This window comes from Amycolatopsis sp. NPDC043887 (assembly GCF_056435665.1).
This window is the reverse complement of sequence record NZ_JBWKEB010000007.1, coordinates 198,248-218,920: the sequence shown is the minus strand read 5'-3', so window position 1 is coordinate 218,920 and position 20,673 is coordinate 198,248. Positions and strand designations below refer to the sequence as shown.

The 20,673-nt window shown below is 67.1% G+C and carries 21 protein-coding genes; 10 read left to right on the top strand and 11 right to left on the bottom strand.

What is annotated here, in order from left to right:
* Positions 1-10: 10 nt before the first annotated feature.
* The gene (locus AC069H_RS20330) at positions 11-1,069 is read right to left on the bottom strand and encodes a cobalamin-independent methionine synthase II family protein (RefSeq protein WP_478225975.1); all 1,059 of its coding nucleotides are present in this window, start codon (positions 1,067-1,069) and stop codon (positions 11-13) included.
* A 255-nt stretch (positions 1,070-1,324) separates the two neighbouring features.
* Here AC069H_RS20330 and AC069H_RS20325 point away from each other — a divergent pair, with 255 nt between their 5' ends.
* The 6 genes from AC069H_RS20325 to AC069H_RS20300 all read left to right on the top strand — a co-directional run bounded on the left by AC069H_RS20325 (position 1,325) and on the right by AC069H_RS20300 (position 5,595).
* Positions 1,325-1,591 carry a DUF3040 domain-containing protein gene (locus AC069H_RS20325; RefSeq protein WP_478233405.1) on the top strand — a complete coding sequence of 89 codons (267 nt, stop codon included), beginning with the start codon at positions 1,325-1,327 and terminating at the stop codon, positions 1,589-1,591.
* A gap of 61 nt (positions 1,592-1,652) precedes the next feature.
* Complete coding sequence (locus AC069H_RS20320; protein ID WP_478233404.1) at positions 1,653-2,078, top strand: YciI family protein; 426 nt, start codon at positions 1,653-1,655, stop codon at positions 2,076-2,078.
* 10 nt (positions 2,079-2,088) lie between these two features.
* Positions 2,089-3,150: a DNA polymerase IV gene (locus AC069H_RS20315; protein ID WP_478233403.1), complete on the top strand. Its 1,062-nt coding sequence runs from the start codon at positions 2,089-2,091 to the stop codon at positions 3,148-3,150.
* Positions 3,151-3,399: 249 nt separating this feature from the next.
* Positions 3,400-4,875 carry an adenosylhomocysteinase gene (gene ahcY / locus AC069H_RS20310; protein ID WP_478233402.1) on the top strand — a complete coding sequence of 492 codons (1,476 nt, stop codon included), beginning with the start codon at positions 3,400-3,402 and terminating at the stop codon, positions 4,873-4,875.
* Between the two features lie 77 nt (positions 4,876-4,952).
* A complete protein-coding gene (locus AC069H_RS20305; protein ID WP_478225971.1) occupies positions 4,953-5,225 on the top strand; it encodes a hypothetical protein in 273 nt (90 codons plus the stop codon).
* Positions 5,226-5,373: 148 nt separating this feature from the next.
* The gene (locus AC069H_RS20300; RefSeq protein WP_478233401.1) at positions 5,374-5,595 is read left to right on the top strand and encodes a DUF2795 domain-containing protein; all 222 of its coding nucleotides are present in this window, start codon (positions 5,374-5,376) and stop codon (positions 5,593-5,595) included.
* A 157-nt stretch (positions 5,596-5,752) separates the two neighbouring features.
* Here the strand turns inward: AC069H_RS20300 and AC069H_RS20295 are convergent, their stop codons facing one another.
* From AC069H_RS20295 to AC069H_RS20265, 7 genes are all read right to left on the bottom strand, one after another.
* Positions 5,753-5,965, bottom strand: coding sequence for a hypothetical protein (locus AC069H_RS20295; protein WP_478225970.1), 213 nt, complete (start codon positions 5,963-5,965; stop codon positions 5,753-5,755).
* Positions 5,966-6,115: 150 nt separating this feature from the next.
* Entirely contained in the window at positions 6,116-6,970 is an 855-nt protein-coding gene (gene ku, locus AC069H_RS20290; protein ID WP_478225969.1) for a non-homologous end joining protein Ku, read from the bottom strand.
* A gap of 118 nt (positions 6,971-7,088) precedes the next feature.
* Positions 7,089-8,315: a styrene monooxygenase/indole monooxygenase family protein gene (locus AC069H_RS20285; RefSeq protein ID WP_478233400.1), complete on the bottom strand. Its 1,227-nt coding sequence runs from the start codon at positions 8,313-8,315 to the stop codon at positions 7,089-7,091.
* A gap of 24 nt (positions 8,316-8,339) precedes the next feature.
* Positions 8,340-8,957 (bottom strand): GTP-binding protein, encoded by a 618-nt coding sequence (locus AC069H_RS20280; RefSeq protein ID WP_478225967.1) that lies wholly within the window; start codon positions 8,955-8,957, stop codon positions 8,340-8,342.
* Positions 8,932-9,315 (bottom strand): DUF742 domain-containing protein, encoded by a 384-nt coding sequence (locus AC069H_RS20275; protein ID WP_034307728.1) that lies wholly within the window; start codon positions 9,313-9,315, stop codon positions 8,932-8,934. Before AC069H_RS20275 ends, AC069H_RS20280 begins: the two co-directional genes overlap by 26 nt.
* A gap of 19 nt (positions 9,316-9,334) precedes the next feature.
* Complete coding sequence (locus AC069H_RS20270) at positions 9,335-9,769, bottom strand: roadblock/LC7 domain-containing protein (protein ID WP_005159022.1); 435 nt, start codon at positions 9,767-9,769, stop codon at positions 9,335-9,337.
* Positions 9,766-10,992, bottom strand: a complete 1,227-nt coding sequence (locus AC069H_RS20265) for a sensor histidine kinase (protein WP_478233399.1) — start codon at positions 10,990-10,992, stop codon at positions 9,766-9,768. The genes AC069H_RS20270 and AC069H_RS20265 overlap by 4 nt, the downstream gene beginning before the upstream one ends.
* 271 nt (positions 10,993-11,263) lie before the next feature.
* Here AC069H_RS20265 and AC069H_RS20260 point away from each other — a divergent pair, with 271 nt between their 5' ends.
* From AC069H_RS20260 to AC069H_RS20245, 4 genes are all read left to right on the top strand, one after another.
* Positions 11,264-11,899 carry a TetR/AcrR family transcriptional regulator gene (locus AC069H_RS20260; protein WP_478233398.1) on the top strand — a complete coding sequence of 212 codons (636 nt, stop codon included), beginning with the start codon at positions 11,264-11,266 and terminating at the stop codon, positions 11,897-11,899.
* Positions 11,900-11,930: 31 nt separating this feature from the next.
* Positions 11,931-13,664: an ABC transporter ATP-binding protein gene (locus tag AC069H_RS20255; RefSeq protein ID WP_478233397.1), complete on the top strand. Its 1,734-nt coding sequence runs from the start codon at positions 11,931-11,933 to the stop codon at positions 13,662-13,664.
* A complete protein-coding gene (locus tag AC069H_RS20250) occupies positions 13,664-15,688 on the top strand; it encodes an ABC transporter ATP-binding protein (protein ID WP_478233396.1) in 2,025 nt (674 codons plus the stop codon). The genes AC069H_RS20255 and AC069H_RS20250 overlap by 1 nt, the downstream gene beginning before the upstream one ends.
* Positions 15,689-15,815: 127 nt before the next feature.
* Positions 15,816-17,258, top strand: coding sequence for a DNA polymerase ligase N-terminal domain-containing protein (locus AC069H_RS20245; RefSeq protein WP_478233395.1), 1,443 nt, complete (start codon positions 15,816-15,818; stop codon positions 17,256-17,258).
* A gap of 15 nt (positions 17,259-17,273) precedes the next feature.
* On the opposite strand, the gene AC069H_RS20240 is transcribed toward AC069H_RS20245, so the two are convergent.
* The 3 genes from AC069H_RS20240 to AC069H_RS20230 form a co-directional block, all read right to left on the bottom strand.
* Positions 17,274-17,627, bottom strand: coding sequence for an STAS domain-containing protein (locus AC069H_RS20240; protein WP_478233394.1), 354 nt, complete (start codon positions 17,625-17,627; stop codon positions 17,274-17,276).
* 75 nt (positions 17,628-17,702) lie between these two features.
* Positions 17,703-19,211: a CYTH and CHAD domain-containing protein gene (locus AC069H_RS20235; protein ID WP_478233393.1), complete on the bottom strand. Its 1,509-nt coding sequence runs from the start codon at positions 19,209-19,211 to the stop codon at positions 17,703-17,705.
* Between the two features lie 70 nt (positions 19,212-19,281).
* On the bottom strand, positions 19,282-20,139 hold the full coding sequence (locus tag AC069H_RS20230; protein WP_478233392.1) for a helix-turn-helix domain-containing protein: 858 nt from the start codon (positions 20,137-20,139) through the stop codon (positions 19,282-19,284).
* Positions 20,140-20,673 lie beyond the last annotated feature (534 nt).

Sequence of the window (20,673 nt, the reverse complement as noted above, 5' to 3'; positions counted from 1 at the left end):
TCACACGACGTCAGAGGGACTCGGCGGCGAGACGCGTACCTTCGACGCGGGCGGTGATCTTGGCGAACGCCGTGTCCCGCGACGTCGAAGTGTCGTCGGCGAACGGTGAGAAACCGCAGTCGTCACAGGTGCCCAGCCGGTCCGGCGGGATGTACCGCGCGGCCTGCAGAACCCTGTCCCGGACCTCTTCGGCGGTTTCGACGCGCGGGTCGATCGGGTCGGTCACGCCGACGAAGACCCGCTGCTCCGGGCGAGAGTGCTCGGCTATGACCCGCAGTGCCCGCTCGGGATCCGCCTCGCTGGCCAGCTGGACGTAGACGTTGCCCACGTTCAACCGGAACAACGTCGGCAGCAGCCCGGCGTAGTCGACGTCCAGGCTGTGCACGGAGTCCTGGTCCCCGCCGGGACAGGTGTGCACGCCGATCCTCCTCCGCTCCTCCTCGGAGAACCGGTCCAGTACGGTGTTATTCAAGTCCACAAAGGACTTCAGCAGTCCGCCGGACGGATCGAGCTTCAGCGACAACCGGGCTTCGGTGAAGTCGATCTGGACGCTGTCCGCACCCGCGTCGAGACTGCGGCGGATGTCGGCCTCCGCCTCGTTCACCAGGTCGGCGAGGAACTGTTCTTTGCCATATCCGGCCAATTCTTCACCGGGATGGACGAGACTGATCGCCGAAGCCGCGATCACCGCCTGCTTCACCGGTCGAGTCGCGTACTTCTTGGCTTCGCGCAGATAGGCGTCGGCGTAGGTCTGATAGCGGAACGGTCCGGCGGTCAGCCTGGGAAGCTGCCGGGTGTGCCCGTCGGCGAACGGGATGACGACGCCGTCGGGCGCCAGCGAAGTGAGGCCCGCCAAGGGATACGTGGCGAAACTAGGCTTGCCCTGCTCGCCGTCGGTGATAACCGGCGAGCCGGTCTCTTCCAGTCGTTTGATCGTCTCCACGAGAGCTCGTTCCCGCGACTCGCCGAGTCCGTCGGCGTCGAGCCGTCCGGCCGCGTGCTCACCGAGCGCTTCGATGAGATAGCCGGGACGGGGAATACTGCCGATCGGTTCGGTGGGTATGGTCATCGCTCGCGTCCTCCCAGATGGCGCAGCCCGCGGCCGCCCTGGCCACAAGCGTGGAAACTACCGAGCCCTCCCCTCCTTGACGATCTTTCAGCGTGCCGAAACCCCTAATGGCGCAATGGTTAGCTCCTCGAAAGATCTTCGTTCCTCAGCCGTATAGGTCGTTATACAACGGTCGGCGAAATTCGATGCTTATCCGGCCCTTCTCCTGGGTATTCCGTGGATGTCGACGGCCGGGGCGCGCCGAAGGAGAAACCGATGCTGAGCCATCACGATCGGCAAGAACTGGAGAAGATCGAGCGCTGGTTCGAGCTCACCGAGCCGGCTTTGGCCGCCCGGCTCCGGTCCGGCAGGCCCGCCCGGCCCCCCCTGCTCCGGCTGACTCTCCTTCTCAGCCTCGACATCACCGCGGGGCTGTTGATGCTGCTGGGCATCGTCGTGGACAGTCCGACCCTGCTGTTGACCGGGATGATCACCGTGACCGCGGCGGTGATCGTGCACCTGTCCCGGTTCGGGCGTCCCTGATCGTCTTCCCGCCCACCGGTAGAGTCCGGGCGATACGTCCGGTTCACTGGGAGGAAGACGCATGCGGTTCATGATCATCATCAAGGCGGACGAGGATTCCGAAGCCGGGAAGATGCCGCCGATGGAGGCTTTGACCGCCATGGCGAAGTTCAACCAGGAGATGCTCGACGCCGGAGTGCTGGTCGGTGGCGAAGGCCTGCAGGAAAGCTCCAAGGGCGCACGGGTCACGCTGAACGCGGCAGGGGCCACCGTCACCGACGGCCCGTTCACCGAAGCCAAGGAACTCGTCGGCGGCTTCTGGATCGTTGATGTCCCTTCGCGCGCCGAAGCGATCGAGTGGGCGAAGCGCTGCCCCACTCCCCCGACCGGCGACACCGTGCTCGAGGTCCGCAAGATCCTCGAAGCCGAGGACTTCGGCGAGAACTTCACCACCGAGCTGCAGGAGAACGAGCAGCGGATGCGCGACGAGATCGCCGAACGGGCTTAAGGTCTGCTTCATGGCCGTCCGGGAGCGGGTGCCCTGGGTACTCCACGTCGACCTCGACCAGTTCATCGCGGCGGTCGAGGTCGCCCGGCGGCCTGAGCTGCGCGGTAAGCCCGTCATCGTCGGCGGCACGGGCGATCCGGCGGAACGGGCCGTGGTGGCGACGGCGTCGTACGAAGCTCGGGAGTTCGGCATCCGGTCCGGGATGCCCCTGCGAACCGCCGCGAAACGCTGCCCTGAGGCGATCTTCCTCGCCACGGACGCGCCCGCGTACCAAGAGGTCTCCGATCGGGTGATGGCGACACTGCGGGAATTCCCCGTGGTCGTCGAAGTGCTCGGCTGGGACGAAACGTTCCTCGGCGTCACCTCTGACGATCCCGAAGAACTCGCCGCCGACATCCGGCGGGCAGTGGCCGAAGAGACCGGGCTTTCCTGCTCCGTCGGCATCGGGGACAACAAGCTGCGTGCCAAACTCGCCACCGGATTCGCCAAACCGGCGGGGGTCTTCCGACTCGTCCAGGACAACTGGTGGGACGTCATGGCCGAGCGGCCGACGGACGCCCTTTGGGGCATCGGCACCAAGACCACGAAGAAGCTCGCCGAGGCCGGCTATCACACCGTGCTGGAACTGGCCGGCGCCGATGTGGCGGACCTCGCGGCCCGGTTCGGTCCGAAGCTCGGCCCGTGGTATCGGATCCTGGCCGGCGGAATCGGCGACGCCGAGGTCACCGCGACGCCGTACGTCGCGCGATCCCGTAGCCGTGAGACGACTTTTCAACAGAACCTCACCGATCCGGAGGCCATGGCCGCGGAGGTCGTCGCACTGGCGAAACGCGTCTCGCAGGACGTCGCCGAGGAAGGCAGGCCCGCCGCGCGAGTCGCGGTCAAGGTCCGGTTCGCCCCGTTCCAGACCCATACGCACAGCGTGACCCTGCGCGCGCGAACCTCGGATCCCGCCGAAATCGAGAAGGCGGCGCTGGCCGTGCTCGGCATGTTCGACCTCGGCAGACCGGTCCGCCTGCTGGGCGTCCGCGCCGAATTCCTCTCGCCTGCGGAGCGATCCGTGTCGCCTTGACAGCGCTCGCGGCGTTTTGCCATTCTGGTTCCGGGTCGAGAGGCGCTGCGACGGAATTCTTCCGCCACGCTCGGCCCGCTGCGACAGACGTAAGGGCGCCTCCCACTGTGGAGGTGCCTTTGTTGCGTCTGAACCCTTTTCCGGCCCTCGTCGTCGAGGCCGTGCGCTGAACCCCGCAGTGACACAGTCCTTTCCGCCACGGGCGTAAAGGACAGCTCCGCCCTGCCTTCCTTGATGATTGGAGAACCCATGAGCCCGACCCTGTCCAAGGTCAACGGGATCGAATTCGCCGTCGCCGACCTTTCCCTCGCCGAGGCCGGCCGCAAGCAGTTGCGCCTCGCCGAGGTCGAGATGCCCGGCTTGATGGCGCTGCGCCGCGAATACGCCGGCTCCCAGCCGCTGAAGGGCGCGCGGGTCGCGGGTTCACTGCACATGACCGTGCAGACCGCCGTGCTGATCGAGACGCTCGTCGCGCTGGGCGCCGAGGTGCGCTGGGTGTCCTGCAACATCTTTTCCACGCAGGACGAGGCGGCCGCGGCCGTCGTCGTCGGCCCGGAGGGCACCGTCGAGAAGCCGTCGGGTTCGCCGGTGTTCGCGTGGAAGGGCGAGACGCTCGCCGAGTACTGGTGGTGCACCGACCAGCTCTTCGACTTCGGTGACGGCCGCCTCCCGAACATGATCCTGGACGACGGTGGTGACGCGACGCTGTTGATCCACAAGGGCGTCGAGTTCGAGGCCGCCGGCGCCGTTCCGCAGGCGACCGAGGAGGACCCCGAGGAGTACCACCTCGTCCTGGAGACCCTGCGCGAGAGCCTCGACCGCGACACCAGCCGGTTCACCCGCATCGCCAAGGAGGTCCGCGGGGTCACCGAGGAGACCACCAACGGCGTCAAGCGGCTCTACAAGCTCGCCAAGGAAGGCGAACTGCTCTTCCCTGCGATGAACGTGAACGACTCGGTGACGAAGTCGAAGTTCGACAACAAGTACGGCATCCGCCACTCGCTCATCGACGGTCTCAACCGCGGCACCGACGTGATGATCGCGGGCAAGGTCGCGGTCGTCTGCGGCTACGGCGACGTCGGCAAGGGCGCCGTGGAATCGCTGCGCGGCCAGGGCGCCCGCGTGGTCGTCACCGAGATCGACCCGATCTGCGCGCTGCAGGCGGCGATGGAGGGCCTCGACGTCGTGGAGCTCGACGACGTCGTCGGGCGCGGCGACATCTTCATCACCACCACCGGCAACTTCGACATCATCATGGCCGACCAGATGGCCAAGATGAAGCACAACGCGATCGTCGCGAACGTCGGGCACTTCGACAACGAGATCGACATGGCCGGCCTGGCGAAGATCCCGGGCATCCAGAAGATCGAGATCAAGCCGCAGGTGCACGAGTGGGTCTTCCCCGCCACGGCGGACCGCGAGGCGCACTCGATCATCGTGCTGTCCGAGGGCAGGCTGATGAACCTCGGGAACGCGACCGGCCACCCGAGCTTCGTGATGTCGAACTCCTTCACCAACCAGACGATCGCGCAGATCGAGCTGTTCACGAAGCAGGGCGAGTACACCACCGACGTCCACGTGCTGCCGAAGCACCTCGACGAGAAGGTGGCCCGCCTGCACCTCGACGCGCTGGGCGTCCGGCTGACCAAGCTGACCAAGCGCCAGGCCGAGTACATCGGCGTGGACGTCGAGGGTCCGTACAAGCTGGACCACTACCGGTACTGAGTTCGACAGTCTCGTGAGTGGTAAGGACGGTTCTAACCGTCCTTACCACTCACGAGGCCGGGCAGCGACTAGGCCGAATGCGTGAAAACTTCGGCCGGATGGACCTGTTTCTCGCCGATCAGGGCGGGAATTCCCTTGGTAGCCACACCCCGGCAGCACGCGGGCCGGGCGACTACGAAGGAGAAGGTGTTCCCGTGATCATTCTCGGCGTCATCCTGATTGTCGTCGGTGTCATCGCCAGCATCCCCGTCCTGTACTCGATCGGGATCGCGCTGGCGGTCATCGGCATCATCCTTGCCGTTCTCGGGAACACCGGGAAGGCCATCGGCGGTCGCGCCCACTGGTACTGAGCACCGGACCGAACCGGTACCGAGCCCCCCAGGTACCGGCGTCTGAACGGCCCGGGCACCCGGCGTCCCCTCACGCCGGGTGCCCGGGCCGTTTTCGTTCTCCGCTCGCCGGGTATCCGCATCGGACGACGAGAAGGAGGGAAAGCCGATGACAGGGACGGACCCTCGCCCGTACTTGACGGAAGCGAAGTACCCGTGTGGACGCGACGAACTCCTGCGGGCCGCCGCGGCGGCCGGAGCGGGCGACGACGTCCTTGGCCCCTTGGGCACGCTGCCCGCCCGTGACTACGCGGACGGGGACGGTGTTTGGGAGGCCATCCGCTCCTACAACGGGGCGCCGATCCACGACACCGCGAAGGAAGCACCGTGACATGAAGGGGTCCCCCGGCTCCGAGGGGGAGGGAGAGCCGGAGGACCCCGTCATAGTTAACACATTCCAGGCCACGATGTACACGAACGCATACACCTTCGAGTGGCAATCGGGCGCGATCGCCCGAATCGGGCCGGACTGGTGTATTGGCCGCCGGTCAAGAAGCCCGCAGCAGCAGCCGTGCCGCCATCTCCGCGCACGAGCAGCCTCCGTCGACGTCGAAACAGTCGATCGTCAGCGTGTGCCGGGAGAAGTCGAGGTCGACGCAGCCGTCTTCGCTGCATTCGGTGAAACCACCGTCGACGTGGACCACCAGGGTCCCGTGGCAGTGATCGAGCCCATCGGCGCAGAACGCGCACTCCATGGTCATGCCGCCTCCCGCGATCAGGATCGAAGATCGCTTCGGAAAAGTTCTCCTCGATTGCCTTATTACCACCGAGGGGCGACAAATCCTGGCATACGCGCGGCGTGTCGTGGTACCCGGCGGGTGCCACCGGGCACGACAGTTCACAAAGGAGGGTCAGGCGCTCTTCGGAGTTCGCTTGCCCGACGCGGGTTTCTTGGCCGCCGTGGCCTTCTTGGCGGCTGCGGGCTTCCGGCTCTTCTTCGCCTCGCTCACACTGGCCTGCAAGGCCTCCATGAGGTCGACGACGTCGGCCTTCGCGCCGACGACCTTCGGCTTCGTCGTCTGGTTGCCCGCGGCCTTGGCCTCGATCATGGCTTCCAGGGCCTCACGGTAGGAATCGGTGTACTTGTCCTGCTCGAACACCGGCTCCGAGAGCGAGTCGATCAGCGAACCCGCCATCGTCAGCTCCTGCGGCCGCACCTGCGGCGGATCGTCGTGCAGGAACCCGAAGTCCGGGACGCGGACCTCGTCGGGCCACAACATCGTCGTCATCGTCAGGACATCGCTGTGGACCCGCAGGATCGCGAGCGTCTCCCGCTGCCGGATGGCGACCTTCGCGACCGCCACGTGGCTCGCCTTCTGCAGCGCGTCACGCAGGACCACGTACGGTTTGACGGCGTTCTTCTGCGGTTCGAGGTAGTAGGTCTTGTCGAACTGGATCGGGTCGATGGACTCCAGCGGCACGAACTCGAGCACGTCGATCGCCCGCGACGACGCCAGCGGCAGCTCGGACATGTCCTCGTCGGTGAGCACGACCATCTCGCCGTCGGGCAGTTCGTAGCCCTTGGCGATCTCGGCGTAGGGCACTTCCTCACCGTCGATCGTGCAGAACCGCTTGTACTGGATCCGGCCGCCGTCGGCCTCGTGCACCTGGCGCAGCGAGACGTTCTTGTTCTCGGTGGCCGCGTACAGCTGGATCGGGATGCTCACCAGCCCGAAGGACACCGAGCCCTTCCACATCGAACGCATCGAGCCGCACCTCCGCTGCCGTCACCGACCGTACTCACAGACGGTGACCACGGTAGCCCGAAACGGCGCACCGCGACAGCCCCGCGGACCCGATCGCGGGACCGCCGCGGCCCTGGAATCAGACCTCGGCCAGGTATTTCTCCGCTTTCGCGGGGTCCAGGAACCAGTGCTGGAAGTCGGTCGGATCGGAGAACCCGTTCGCGAACCGCTTCGCCACGGCGGGCTTCTCCCCCGCCGCGCCGATGATCTGGAGCACGTGCGGGGGCGGCGGCTGCAGCATCGCGTTGGTCCAGGTCGTCACGTGCTGGGCGTACTCCCAGTACTTCTCGAACGACGCGGACATCCACTCCTCGTCGAACGGCTTGTCGCCGCGTTCGAGGATCGAGTCCAGATAGGACGCCGCGCAGTGGCTCGCGTTGTTGGAACCCTGGCCGGTGATCGGGTCGTTGGCCACCACGACGTCGGCCATGCCGAGCACGGCGGTCCCCGAGTCGAGCTTGCCGACCGCGTTCCGCACGACGGGCGTGTATCCGCCCGCCAGCGTCGCCTTGTCGTCGGTCAGCACGACGTTCCGGGACCGCTCGTACTCCCACGGCAGGAACTGCTTCATCAGCGACAGGATCCGGTCGAGATGCTGCTGCGGCGACGGCCGGTCGTCCCAGCAGTCGAGCGGGCCGCCGGGGACACCCTCGAAGAACAGGATGTCGCAGTTCCCGCTCAGCGTGTACGCGGGGATCATGAACAGCTCACCCGCACCGGGGATGATGTTGAACCGCACCGCCGCCTTGTCCGGGTGCTCGGGCCTGCGCTCCAGTCCGTGCACGTAAGCCAGCGAAAGCGCGCGCTGGGGTTCGGTGTAGGGCGAACGCTCCGGCATCCGGTCGAACAACTGGACCAGCTCACCCTTGCCCGCCGCGATGACGACCAGGTCGTACAGCTTCGCCAGCGGAGCGAGATCCGACGTGGTGACGCCGTGGATGACGACCTTGCCGCCCCGGTCCTCCACCAGTTCGAGCCAGGCGGCCATCTTCACCCGCTGGTCCACCGACTGCGCGTAGTGCTCCAGCGGCCCGAACCAGTCCAGCACCCGGCTGGAGTCCGGTCCCGCGATGGAAACGCCGAGCCCTTCGACCTTGACGGTCTCTTCCTCCCACAGGTTCAGCTTGTGGTCCCGCTCGTGCTGCAGAGCGGAGTGGAACATGCACTGGGTCGACATCACCTTCCCGGACCGGATCTCGTCCGGCGTCCGCGCCGACATCACCGTGACGTCGTAGTCGTGCGCGAGCAAGCTCAAGGCCAGCTGCAACCCCGACTGTCCGGCACCGACGATCAGAACCTTGCGCATCCTCGACGTTCCTCCCAGAACCGTTCAGCTGAGTGCGGCGAACTCGCGACCAGGCCCGGAGACCACCGCGAGGGACAGCGTGTGCGACACCAGTTCCTGCAGCGTCGCGACCGCCGACTTCGGGTCGCGGGCGTCGCAGGTGACCAGCGGGATGTCCGGGGACAGCGCCAGCGCGTCGCGCACCTCTTCGAGGTCGTGCACCGGCATTCCCTCGAACTGGTTGACCGCGACGATGAACGGCAGCTCGGAGTCGTTCTCGAAGTAGTTGATCGCGGCGAACGACTGGTCGATCCGGCTGGTGTCGACCAGCACGACGGCGCCGAGCGCGCCGCGCGAGAGGTCGTCCCAGAGGAACCAGAACCGGGCCTGTCCGGGCGTGCCGAACAAGTACAGGAGCAGGTCCTCACGCAGGGTGATCCGGCCGAAGTCCATCGCGACCGTGGTGGTGGATTTGGTTCCGGGCGGCACCAGCTCGTCGACGCCGGCCCCCGCCTCGGTCATCCAGGCCTCGTTGCTCAGTGGCGGGACCTCGGAGACGGAGCCGACGAAGGTCGTCTTGCCCACGCCGAATCCACCGGCGACCACGATCTTGGCGGAAATCGCCAGCAGACTGGGGTCAGACCGGGAGGCGCTTGAGTCCATCGAGGATCCTCTCGAGCACGTTCGTATCGTGGTTGTAGGCGTGGGCCGTCGGGTGCACGAAAACGGCGCCCTGGGTGGCGAGGTCGCCGATGAGCACCCGGACCACGCCCAGTGGCAGATCCAGTCCCACCGAAAGTTCGGCGATCGACGAACGATCCCGGGCGCGCTCGTACAGCGAGCGCGATTCGGGCATCAGCGCTTCGGCCAGTGACGGGTCGTAACGCGGGACCGAGATCAAGGTCTCCACCAGCAGCAGCTGGCTGCTCTTCGTCCGGCCGCCGGTCAGCGCGTACGGCCGGATTCTGCGGCTGCGCATCTTGACGGGCCGGTCCGGAGATTGGTCGCTGGACACGGTCATCCTTTCCTTCTCCGGATTGTCAGGCCTGCGGCCGTCGGGCGGTCAGGACCTGCCGGAGTCCCGCTCGCACCTCGGGGGTGAGCGCGTGACCGGCGTTGGTGATGAACTGGGTCATCTCGTAGGCGACGACCTTCATGTCGCAGTCCGGTTCGGTGAGCACCGCGAGACCCGCCTCGGCACCGATCCCCATGAACAGGAAGTATCCGCGGGTGAGCCGGATGATGATCTGCTCGCAGTTGCCCTTGCCGAACAGCGCGGCACTGTTGCCCGCGAGGCTGAGCAGACCGCTCGCGATGGCCGCGAGCTGCTCGGCGTCGTCGCTGGACACCGATTCCGACGCGGTCAAAGGGAAGCCGTCGACGGACATGATCAGCGCGTGGCTGGCACCGTGCACCTTGCGCACGAAGTCGTCGAGCAACCACGTGAAATCCGTGGTCGCGTCCTGGGCGGTCACTGGGTGTTTCCTCCGGTCTCACGCTCGTGCCGGTCGTCGAGGGCGGCACGCTCGCCGTCGGTGAAGGCATCGAGGTCGGCCAGCAGCGCCTCGTGCCCGTCCGCCGCGTCGGCGGACGGGGTGGTCGGCGGGGCCGGTTCGTCGGGCAAAGTCCTGATACTGCGGGAAACCCGGCGCGGCAGACCGCTGGCCGTGGTGCCGCCGTCGGCGGGTGGTTCGAAGGCCGTGCGCGGACGCGGGCTGGGCATCCGTTCGGGTTCCGGTGCCGCCGAAGGGGCCAGGCGGCGCCGCGGCAGCCCGGACGGTGTCGCGACCGGGTTCCCCACGGGCGCGCCGTTGGTGATCCTGGCCTGCGGCAGCACGACCGTCTGCGAGCCGGACCACTGCTTTTCGACCAGTTCCGAGACCACTGGGACCGGCAGCAGCACGGTGGCGACCGTGCCGTGCGGGGTGCGGCGGTCGAGCTTCACGGTGATCTCGTGCCGGTCGGCGAGCCTGCCGACGACCGCGAGACCCATATGCCGCACGGAATCGTCGTCGAGCACCGGACCCGCCGCCAGCCGCTCGTTCAACGTGGCGAGGCGTTCGGGCGGCATGCCGATGCCCTCATCCTCGATGCGGATCAGCACGCTTCCCTGTTCGGTCAGATGCGCGCTGACGCTGACCGGCGAACTCGGCGAAGACTGGTTCGCCGCGTTGTCGAACAGCTCCGCGAGGATCCGGCTGACGTCTTCGGCGGCGAAACCGACGACACCAAGCGAAACGACGCGGCCGATCGTGATCCGCGAGTAGTGGTCGATCGACGACATCGCGGCCCGCATCACGTCGAGCACGGACGAGATCCCTGTGGTCGTGTCGTCGGCGTCACGGCCGGCGAGGACACGCAGGTTCTCGGCGTTGCGCCGCAACCGGGTCGCCAGGTGGTCGAGGCGGTAGAGCTCGGCGAGGCGGTCGGAGTTCTCCTCCCCCGCCTCCATCGTCTCCAGCTGCGCGAGCAACTGATCGAGCAGGTTGAGGTCGCGCAGCGCGACATTGGAGCAGACCCCGGCGAGCGCGCCGGCGTCCGGCGCCTCCACCGCCGGGCGCTGTTCCACCGGTTGTTCGACCGGCGGAACCGATGGAGCGTGCCGGGGCGGTGCGGCGAGGAACTGCGCCGCGGCGACCCTGGAACGGTCCAGAAGAACCCGTGAGCGGTCAAGCAAGCCTCGAGCCCGCGTCACCATGTGCTTCCACTTCTTTCTCTTCGCATACCCGGACCCGTGTCGCACTCCCCAGCACAACGACGGCCATGCAAGCAGAAGTCACTATCCGTGTCCACAGTCGGTTTCCGTCTAACCGCTGGCAGTGACGTGGTCACGAACGCATTACGGCTGGTGAGCGGTGCACATTAGGCCATTCGGCTCATCTTGGGTGTCCTGCGCCACGGGGGATGCCCGAAAAGTGCGTAGTGCGCATAAATTTGCGTGCCACGCAACTTTTCTCTAGGCTGACGGCATGACCCCGGACCCGGCCGCGCCCTTGGGGCTGCGCGAACGCAAGAAGCGAGCGGCCCGTCGCGCGATGAGCGAGGCGGCGCTCAAGCTCGCCATGGAGAAAGGCGTCGAACAGGTCCGCGTAGAGGACATCGCCACCGCTGTCGGGGTCTCGCCACGCACGTTCAACAACTACTTCTCCAGCAAGGAGGAGGCGATCTGCTCGTTCATCGTCGAACGACAGGAACTCCTGCGGGAGGCGCTGCGCGAGCGGCCTTCGGGAGAGGCGCTGTGGGAGGCTGTCGGAACCGCGACGCTGGAAGCCTACGGCAGCCTGGGAGAACCGAATCGCGGCTCGGTCGAGCTGGCGCGGTCGCTGCTCTTGCACCCGTCCGTGCAGGGCGAGTTCCTCAAGGCGCACGCCAAGGTCGAACAGGTACTGGCGGACGCCATCCTGGAGCGTGCGGGCGCGGACCCGGAAAACGCGTTGAACGCGCGGCTCATGGCGGCGATCGTGGAGTCCGCGGTGAAGACCGCGTTCTTCAGCTGGCTGATCGACGAGGGCTCCAGGCCGTTCCTGGAGACGCTCGACGTCCTCCTGCACGAGGCCGCGGCGGGCATCCCCTCGCTCACCGGCGCGAACCCGAAGAAGCAGTGACACCCTACCCACCACTGGGGGAGAAACCGTTGTGCTGACGAAGTTGTTGCGCATTCACCTGCGCCCGTACCGGCGAGACCTGTGGCTGATCGTGCTGCTGCAGTTCGTCCAGACCCTCGCCGGGCTCTACCTCCCCACGCTGAACGCCGACATCATCGACGGCGGCGTGGTCAAGGGCGACATCGACTACATCCTCGGTGTCGGCGGCGTCATGCTGCTGGTGTCGCTGGTGCAGATCGCCTGCTCGATCGGCGCCGTCTACTACGGCGCCCGGACCGCGATGGCGGTCGGCCGGGACGTCCGCGGCGCGATCTTCCACCGGGTCCAGGACTTCTCCGCCCGCGAAGTCGGCCAATTCGGGACGCCGTCGCTGATCACCCGCACCACCAACGACGTCCAGCAGGTGCAGATGCTGACGTTGATGGCCTTCACCCTGATGGTCTCCGCGCCGATCATGTGCTTCGGCGGCATCATCATGGCGCTGAACCAGGACGTCACCCTCTCTTGGCTACTCGTGCTCGCGGTGCCGATCCTGGGTGTCTCGGTCGGGGTCATCATCGCGAAGATGCGTCCGGCGTTCCGGCTGATGCAGGAGCGCATCGACAAGATCAACCAGATCCTGCGCGAGCAGATCATGGGGATCCGCGTGATCCGGGCGTTCGTCAAGGACACGCACGAACGGCGGCGGTTCACCAAGGCCGACACCGAACTGCTGGACGTCTCGCTCGTCGTCGGCAGGCTGATGGCCCTGATGTTCCCCATCGTCATGCTCGTGATGAACGCCTCCAGCGTCGCCGTGCTGTGGTTCGGCGGGCTGCGCATCGACGACGGCAGCATGCAGATCGGCGCGCTCACCGCGTTCCTGTCCTACCTGATGCAGATCCTGATGGCGGTCATGATGGCCACCTTCATGTTCATGATGGTGCCCCGCGCCGAGGTCAGCGCCGAGCGCATCACCGAGGTGCTCGACACGCACACCAGCGTCGTCCTCCCCGCGAACCCGGTCAGCCCCGGCGAGGTGCACGGACGGCTCGAACTGTCCGATGTGGAATTCCGTTACCCCGGCGCGGAGAAGCCGGTGCTGCAGGAGATCTCGCTGCTGGCCCTGCCCGGCGAGACCACCGCGATCATCGGCAGCACGGGCAGCGGCAAGACCACGCTGCTCAACCTGATCCCCCGGCTGATGGACGCCACCGAGGGCTCGGTGCGGGTCGACGGCGTCGACGTCCGCGAACTGGATCAGACCGTGCTGTCCGACGCCGTCGGGCTGGTGCCGCAGAAGCCGTACCTGTTCGCCGGGACGGTCGCGAGCAATCTTCGCTACGGCAAGGCCGACGCCACCGACGAAGAGCTCTGGCACGCGCTGGAAGTGGCTCAGGGCAAGGACTTCGTCGAGCGGATGCCGGAGGGGCTGAACTCCCCCATCGCCCAGGGCGGGACCAACGTCTCGGGCGGGCAACGCCAGCGGCTCGCGATCGCGCGAATGCTGGTGCGGCGTCCCGAGATCTACCTCTTCGACGACTCCTTCTCCGCGCTCGACTACGCGACCGACGCCGCGCTGCGGCGGGCGCTCGCGGCGGAGACCGCCGAGGCGACCGTGGTCATCGTCGCGCAGCGGGTCAGCACGATCCGCAACGCCGACCGCATCGTCGTGCTCGACGAAGGCCGCGTCGTCGGCAGCGGAACCCATACCGAACTCATGGACACGAACGAGACCTATCGGGAGATCGTGCTGTCCCAGCTGACCGAGCGGGAGGCCGCCTGATGAGCGCGCCCGAGTCCACTTCGGACACCAAGAACACCCCGGCCGAGCCGGTGGGCGAGCGCGCGAGCGCGGCACGGGGACCCGGCCCCGGAGGAGGCGGTTTCGGGCGCGGCCCCGCCGGCTTCATGGGCGGGCAGTCCGCCGAAAAGGCCCTGGACTTCAAGGGATCCCTGAAACGGCTGCTGCGCCTGCTGCAGCCGCAGCGCGCCGTGCTGTACGGCATCCTGCTCTTCGGCATCGCCAGTGTCACGCTGAGCGTCATCGGCCCGAAGATCCTCGGGATGGCCACGGACCTCATCTTCGCGGGCGTCGTCGCGAAGGACATGCCCGCGGGCGTGAGCAAGGAAGAGGTCATCGCCGGGCTGCGGGCCGCGGGCGACAACACCGTCGCCGACCTGTACTCGGGGATCGATTTCGTCCCCGGCCAGCGCATCGACCTCGACGCCGTCGGCCAGGTCCTGCTGTGGGTCCTGCTGCTCTACATCGTGGCGTCGTTCTTCTCGCTGCTGCAGGCAAGGCTGACCACGAACCTGGTCCAGCGGGCGGTGTTCGACCTGCGTGAGCGGATCGAGGAGAAGTTCGCCAAGCTCCCGTTGAGCTACTTCGACCGCCAGCCGCGCGGCGAGGTGCTGAGCCGGGCGACCAACGACATCGACAATCTCGCGCTGTCCCTGCAGCAGACCCTCGCGCAGATCGTGTCGTCGCTCCTGACGGTCGTCGGCGTGCTCGTGATGATGTTCGTCATCTCGCCCTTGCTGGCGCTCGTCGCGCTGCTTTCGGTTCCGGCGTCGGTGCTCGTCGCGGCCAAGATCGGCAAGAAGGCGCAGCCGCAGTTCATCAAGCAGTGGTCCACCACCGGACGGCTCAACGCGCATATCGAGGAGATGTACACCGGGCACTCGCTGGTCAAGGTGTTCGGCCGCCGCGAGGAGGCCGAAGAGGTCTTCCGTGAGCACAACAACACGCTCTACGGAGCGAGCTTCAAGGCGCAGTTCATCTCGGGCACCATCCAGCCCGCGATGATGTTCATCGGGAACCTGAGCTACGTGCTGGTCGCCGTGATCGGCGCGCTGCGGGTGGCGTCCGGGACGCTGTCGCTCGGCGACGTCCAGGCGTTCATCCAGTACTCGCGGCAGTTCAGCCAGCCGGTCACGCAGATCGCCAGCATGGCGAACCTGCTGCAGTCCGGGATCGCATCCGCGGAGCGGGTCTTCGCACTGCTCGACGCGGACGAGCAGGAACCCGAGCCCGCCGAACCCGCGCGCGTGGAGAACGTGCGGGGCCAGGTCGAGTTCGAGCATGTGTCGTTCCGGTACACCGAGGACACGCCGCTCATCGAGGACCTGTCGCTCACCGTCGAACCGGGGCACACCGTCGCCATCGTCGGCCCGACCGGCGCCGGGAAGACCACGCTGGTCAACCTGCTCATGCGGTTCTACGAACTCGACGGCGGCAGGATCACCCTCGACGGCGTCGACATCGCCAGGATGGACCGCGAGGACCTGCGGGCCAAGACCGGCATGGTGCTGCAGGACGCGTGGCTGTTCGGCGGCACCATCGCGGAGAACATCGCCTACGGTTCGGCGGGCGCCACGCACGACGAGATCGTCGCGGCCGCCAAGGCGACCCACGTCGACCGGTTCGTCCGCACCCTCCCCGACGGGTACGACACGGTGATCGACGACGAGGGCGGCACGGTCAGCACCGGCGAGAAACAGCTGATCACCGTCGCGCGGGCGTTCCTGGCGAAGCCCGCGATACTCATCCTCGACGAGGCCACCAGCTCCGTCGACACGCGGACCGAGGTGCTGATCCAGCGGGCGATGAATTCGCTGCGCGAAGGACGGACCAGTTTCGTCATCGCGCACCGGCTCTCCACCATCCGCGACGCGGACGTCATCCTGGTGATGGAGAACGGATCGATCGTGGAACAGGGCGACCACGAAACACTGCTGCTCACCGGTGGTGCGTACTCCCGGCTCTATGCCGCCCAGTTCGCGGAGGCGCTGGCCGAAACCGACTGAACCGCATCGCGCGAAGGCCTCTTTTCCTGCTGTTACCGTGGGAAAAGGGGCCTTCGACGTACGGAAGGGGCGTGAACGGCGCTAGGCTTTGCGTGACCGGATCCGGAGAGGGGTGCGCTGGCCGACCATGGCGGAGAAACTCGGCGAATACCGCCGTAAGCGCAGACCAGGGCGGACTCCCGAGCCCCTTCCGGATCGCGACGGGAAGACCGGTTCCGACGATCTGTTCGTCATCCAGGAGCACCACGCGAGCAGCCTGCACTGGGACATCCGCCTCGAACGGGACGGAGTACTCGTCTCCTGGGCGGTGCCGAAGGGCCTGCCGATGTCGCCGGATCTCGAACGGCTCGCCGTGCACACCGAAGACCACCCGATGGAATACCTCACCTTCGAAGGCGAGATACCCGCGGGCGAATACGGCGGCGGCACCATGACGATCTGGGACACCGGCCGGTACGAAACGCTGCACTTCAACGACCACAAGGTCGAAGTCGTCTTCCACGGCGAGCGAGCACGCGGGAAATACCTGTTCCTCAACGTGAAGAAGGACGGCAGGGACAACGGCTGGCTGCTCAAGAGGCTCGATCCGGCCGATCCCGGCCGCGCGGAACTCCCCTCGTTCCTCGCCCCGATGCTGGCCAAACCGGGGCGGCTTCCTTCGACGAGCGAAGACGCGGACTGGGCCTACGAATTCGACTGGTCCGGGCGCCGCGCCCTGATCCGGGTGTCCGGGGGACGGATCACCGCCTACGACGATTCGGGGGACGACGTCACCGGGCTGTATCCCGAATTCCGCGGCCTCGGGGAGCAACTCGGCGCCACGGAAGCCTTTCTGGACGGGGAGATCGTGGTCTTCGACGGCGGGAAGCCGAGTCCGGACGGGCTCGGGCATCGCGCGCGGGCGACGAAGAATTCCGCGAAACGGCTCACCTCCCGGTATCCGGCGTTCTATCTGGTGAACGACCTCCTGCATCTCGACGGCCGCTCGTGCCTCGGCTCGTCCTATGTGGAACGACGAGAACTCCTCGACGAACTCGGGCTCGGCGGACCGCATTGGCAGGTCCCGCGGTACTACCTCGGGGATGGCGGCGCGGTCACGCGGGCGGCCCGCGAACACGGGCTCGCCGGCGTCGTCGCCAAACGGGCCGGCTCCGCGTACCACCCGGGACGGCGCACCGGAGAATGGCTTTCCATCACCGGAACCCTGGTGCAGCAAGTGGTTCTGGGCGGCTGGCGGCCGGGCGGCGGCAGCCGGGCGGACACGTTCAGCTCGCTGCTGCTCGGCGTCCCGCACGGGGATGGCCTGCGGTACATCGGTAACGTCGGCGTCGGCTTCGCGGGCGACGAACTGGCGGAGCTCTCCCGGCGGTTGTTCCGCTTGGAGCGCAAGACATCCCCGTTCCACTCCGTCCCGGACAAGCAGGCGCGGGACGCGCGCTGGTCACGGCCGACCATCGTCGGCGAGGTCGTCTTCGGCGGCTGGACCGACGCGGGCTGCCTGCGCAACCCACGCTGGCGCGGTCTGCTGCCGGACGTCACCGCCGACGAGGTCGAGCTCGGCGGGGTCTAACGCCCAGGACACGGCCTAGAGCCGCAAATCCTCCACATCACGTCGAACGTCGAGGTCGGCTCCGACTCCGCTGACGTCCAGGATCCGTGACACCAAAGGGGTCTTCACGATCACCGAGAACCGGGGCGCCACGGCGTTGGCCTCCTCGAGCACGTGCAAACCCGCGCAACTGAGGAAACCGACCCTGGAGAGGTCCAGGATCACCTGCTTACCCGTGACACACGCACCGGTGAGCTCGGTGCGGAACCGTCCGACCGTGGCCGCGTCGATCTCGCCCACCGCGGTAAGGACGAGGACGCCGTCCTTGCGGCGGCTGGTGGTCACGGCCAGGGGCGGGGCTTCGCCGGGTACGCGCTGGCCAGGCAACATTGGGAGCGCCTCTCTCCAGACCACCAAGTCCCCTCGACGGTACTCGGCGAGGGCGAGAGGTCAACCCGGGCTACCTCATTTGAGCCATTTCGGGCGAGAACCTTTACCCATGTCTTGCCATTGCCCGGCGAAGCGCCGGTGCGCGGACTCGGCGGCGGCGATGGAACGTCCGTGCAGGACCCCATAGGTGAAAGCGTTTTCGTTCTCGGCGTACGCGCGCAGGCCCAGGAGCCGCAAGACCTCCCTGGTGACCACGATGTCGTGATGCGTGCCGAGCGTGGACTGCACCGCCTTGACGTTCTTTCGCCATTTTCGAAGCTTCTTGCCGGTCACCGGCCTGACCGTGTCCGCCGCGTACCGGGCTCGCTTGGCCTTCTTGCGCACCTCGTGCAGTGCGGCGTCCTGTTCCGCACCGGGCTCCAGTTCGCTCGCCGCGGCGACGGCCTTGCCCAGCTTCCGGCTCGAACGAGCAACCGCCTTGCGTAGTTCCTTCTTATCGTCCTTGATCTTCCGCGGTTTGCGGACGAGCTTTTCCAATGCCCGCATCAGATCCGTGTACCGCTTGCTGTCGAGCGCCCGGATCGCCCGCGCCTTGGCCTCTTCCGCTTCGCGCGCGAAGTGCCGCGTCATCAGCTGCTCGACATTGCCCAGCACCAGCTCGACCGGCAACGCCCTGACCTCGTCGTGCAGGCGCGCGGACATCACCTCCGTGTCTCTCGCCGGGCCGAGTTCGCCTCCGAGCCAGCGAAGCTCGGCGGCGAGCCCGTCCGCGACGTCCGGATCGAGGGAGCGCCGGAAGGTCCGCAGCGCGCTGCGCAACCGCCTGCTCGCGACCCGCATCTGATGCACCGCGTCCTCGGCGTCCCGGCGGACGCCGATGTCGTTGCGTCGCAACGCGTCCAGCTCCGCGGCGAGATAGTCCGCCAGCACCGAACCCGACGCTCCCCCGGCCGAGGGCACGAGGTCGTCGGTCAAGCGGCGGAGCTTCGACGGCCACCTCGACCGCTCCGCGCCCGCTTCCAGGACAGCCTGGTCCAGGCTGTCGAGCACTTCGGGATCGGCACCGGGCGAGAGCTCGATCTCGATCTCCCGCCAGCGGTCCAGGTGCGCCTTCTCCCCGCCAGCTTCGCCGGTGACGACGTCGTCGGTCAGCGTCGCGAGCTCGCGGCCTTCGGCGTCGAGCAAGGCGTACGAGGTGCGCTCGGTGCGAAGATGCGCGGCCTGGACGAGCTTCGCGCCGAGGGTGTGCGCCCTGACGAGCTTCGCCAGCGCGCCCGGCACCTTGTCCGGCTTGCCCGCCAGCGGGAGGCGGAGCTCCTCTCGCCGGTCTTCGCCGACCGGGAGTTTGAGGTGCCAGCCCTCGTCACTTCCGCCCAGCCTCCGACGCAGCGTGATACCTGCCTGCGCGAGCCGGAAGTCGGAGGTGTCGAAGTACGTGGCGTCGAGGACGTCGACCCTCGGCTCGGCCTGGTTTGTCACGGGACCGACCGGGACCAGCGGCGGGATGGGCCTGCCGGCCGCCAGGTCGTACTTCCGCTCGATCTCCGTCTCGGCGACCGGGGCACCACCCTGCGTCTTCGTCACCACGAACTCCTTCTCCTCGGCTACCAGGAAGGATTACCCCAGTAGGTGACCGCGGGAAACCCCGGACGGCTCACTCCTCCATCCGGTCGTACCGGTCCGCCCATTCGGCGAGCATTTGGCGTGACCTCTCCTCGGTCAGAGTATCGCTTTCAAGCCTCGCGACAAGGGAATAATAGGCCTCGACCGCCACCCGATCGTCGATGAACACCCCGGCCGCATAGGAATCCGTGTACACCACCGCCGGATGTTCCGTGAATTCCATGATGGTGAACGAATTCTCGAGCACCGTGCCCACCCCGTCGCTTTCCGGGACGATACGAATGGAGCAATACGGCAGGTTCGCCGACAGGACGAGGTGGAGCAGTTGCTCGTGCATGATCCGGGGGCCGCCGACGACCGAACGCAGCGCGCGCTCGTGGACGTAGAACCGGCACCTCGGCGGACGATCGCGCCGCAGCAGCCGCTGCCGCTCCATCCTGGCGTTCACGACCTGGTCCAGCTGAGCCTGGTCGCGGTTGCCGATCAGCTCGAAGGCGGTGCGGGCGTACGGTTCGGTCTGGAGCAGCCCGGGGAGGGTCAACGACTCGTAGCGCACCAGGGTGTGCGCGAGATTCTCCTGGATAGCAAGGGATTTCGTCGGATCGACGAGTTCGTCGAAATACGGCCGAACCCAGTACAGGTCACCGCCGGGCTGGGTCAGTTCCAGCAGCAGGTCACGTTCGGGCTCCGCCTCGCCGCAGGTCGCGAGATACAGCGCCGCGTCCACGATGGACAGCTCACGCAGCCCTTGTTCCCACCTCGTGACCTTGCTCTGCAACCAGCCGTTACGGCGGCTGACGTCGGCTCCGCTGAAGTGCCTGCGCTGCCGGAACGCCTTCATGCGGTGGCCCAGTTCCCGGGTCCGCGCCGTCGAATCCTTCTCAACCATGCGGGCCAAAATAGGGCCGAACTCCGGCCGCGCGGTGATAGCCACGCGGTGATTCACCTCAACTGCTGATAACTTGCGCTCGCGCATTTCTGCGAAGGGCTACTTCGCAAGCGAAGCACCTTCGCGAGCGAAGCGTTCTTTAACTTTATAGCGGACGAAAGGAATGCGGGCGAGTTATCCGGAAGTGGATTTCTTGCGGCACGGCAGACCGCCGCTTGTCGCCCTGGCGCCTCCCGCGGGCGGGCAGCCGGGAGCGAGGCGGCACGGTGCGGGTCGGGTGGGTCGTGAGTGTTTCGGGTCGTTAGAACCCGATGTCACGTAGCTTAGGGGTGAGGTTGACAGGTGGGGTGAAGGCTCCCTTCGCTGCGCCTGAAGGGACGAACGGGCACCTTCGGCCTGGTCGTGGGTCGAGGGGGTCGTGGGGGGGGGTTTTGGTTTTCCCCCCCAAAACCCCCCCCCACCCCCCCCCTCACCCCCCCCCCCCCCCCCCCCCGCGAAAAAGGCTCTTTTTTTGGACCCCCAAGGGCAACTCGT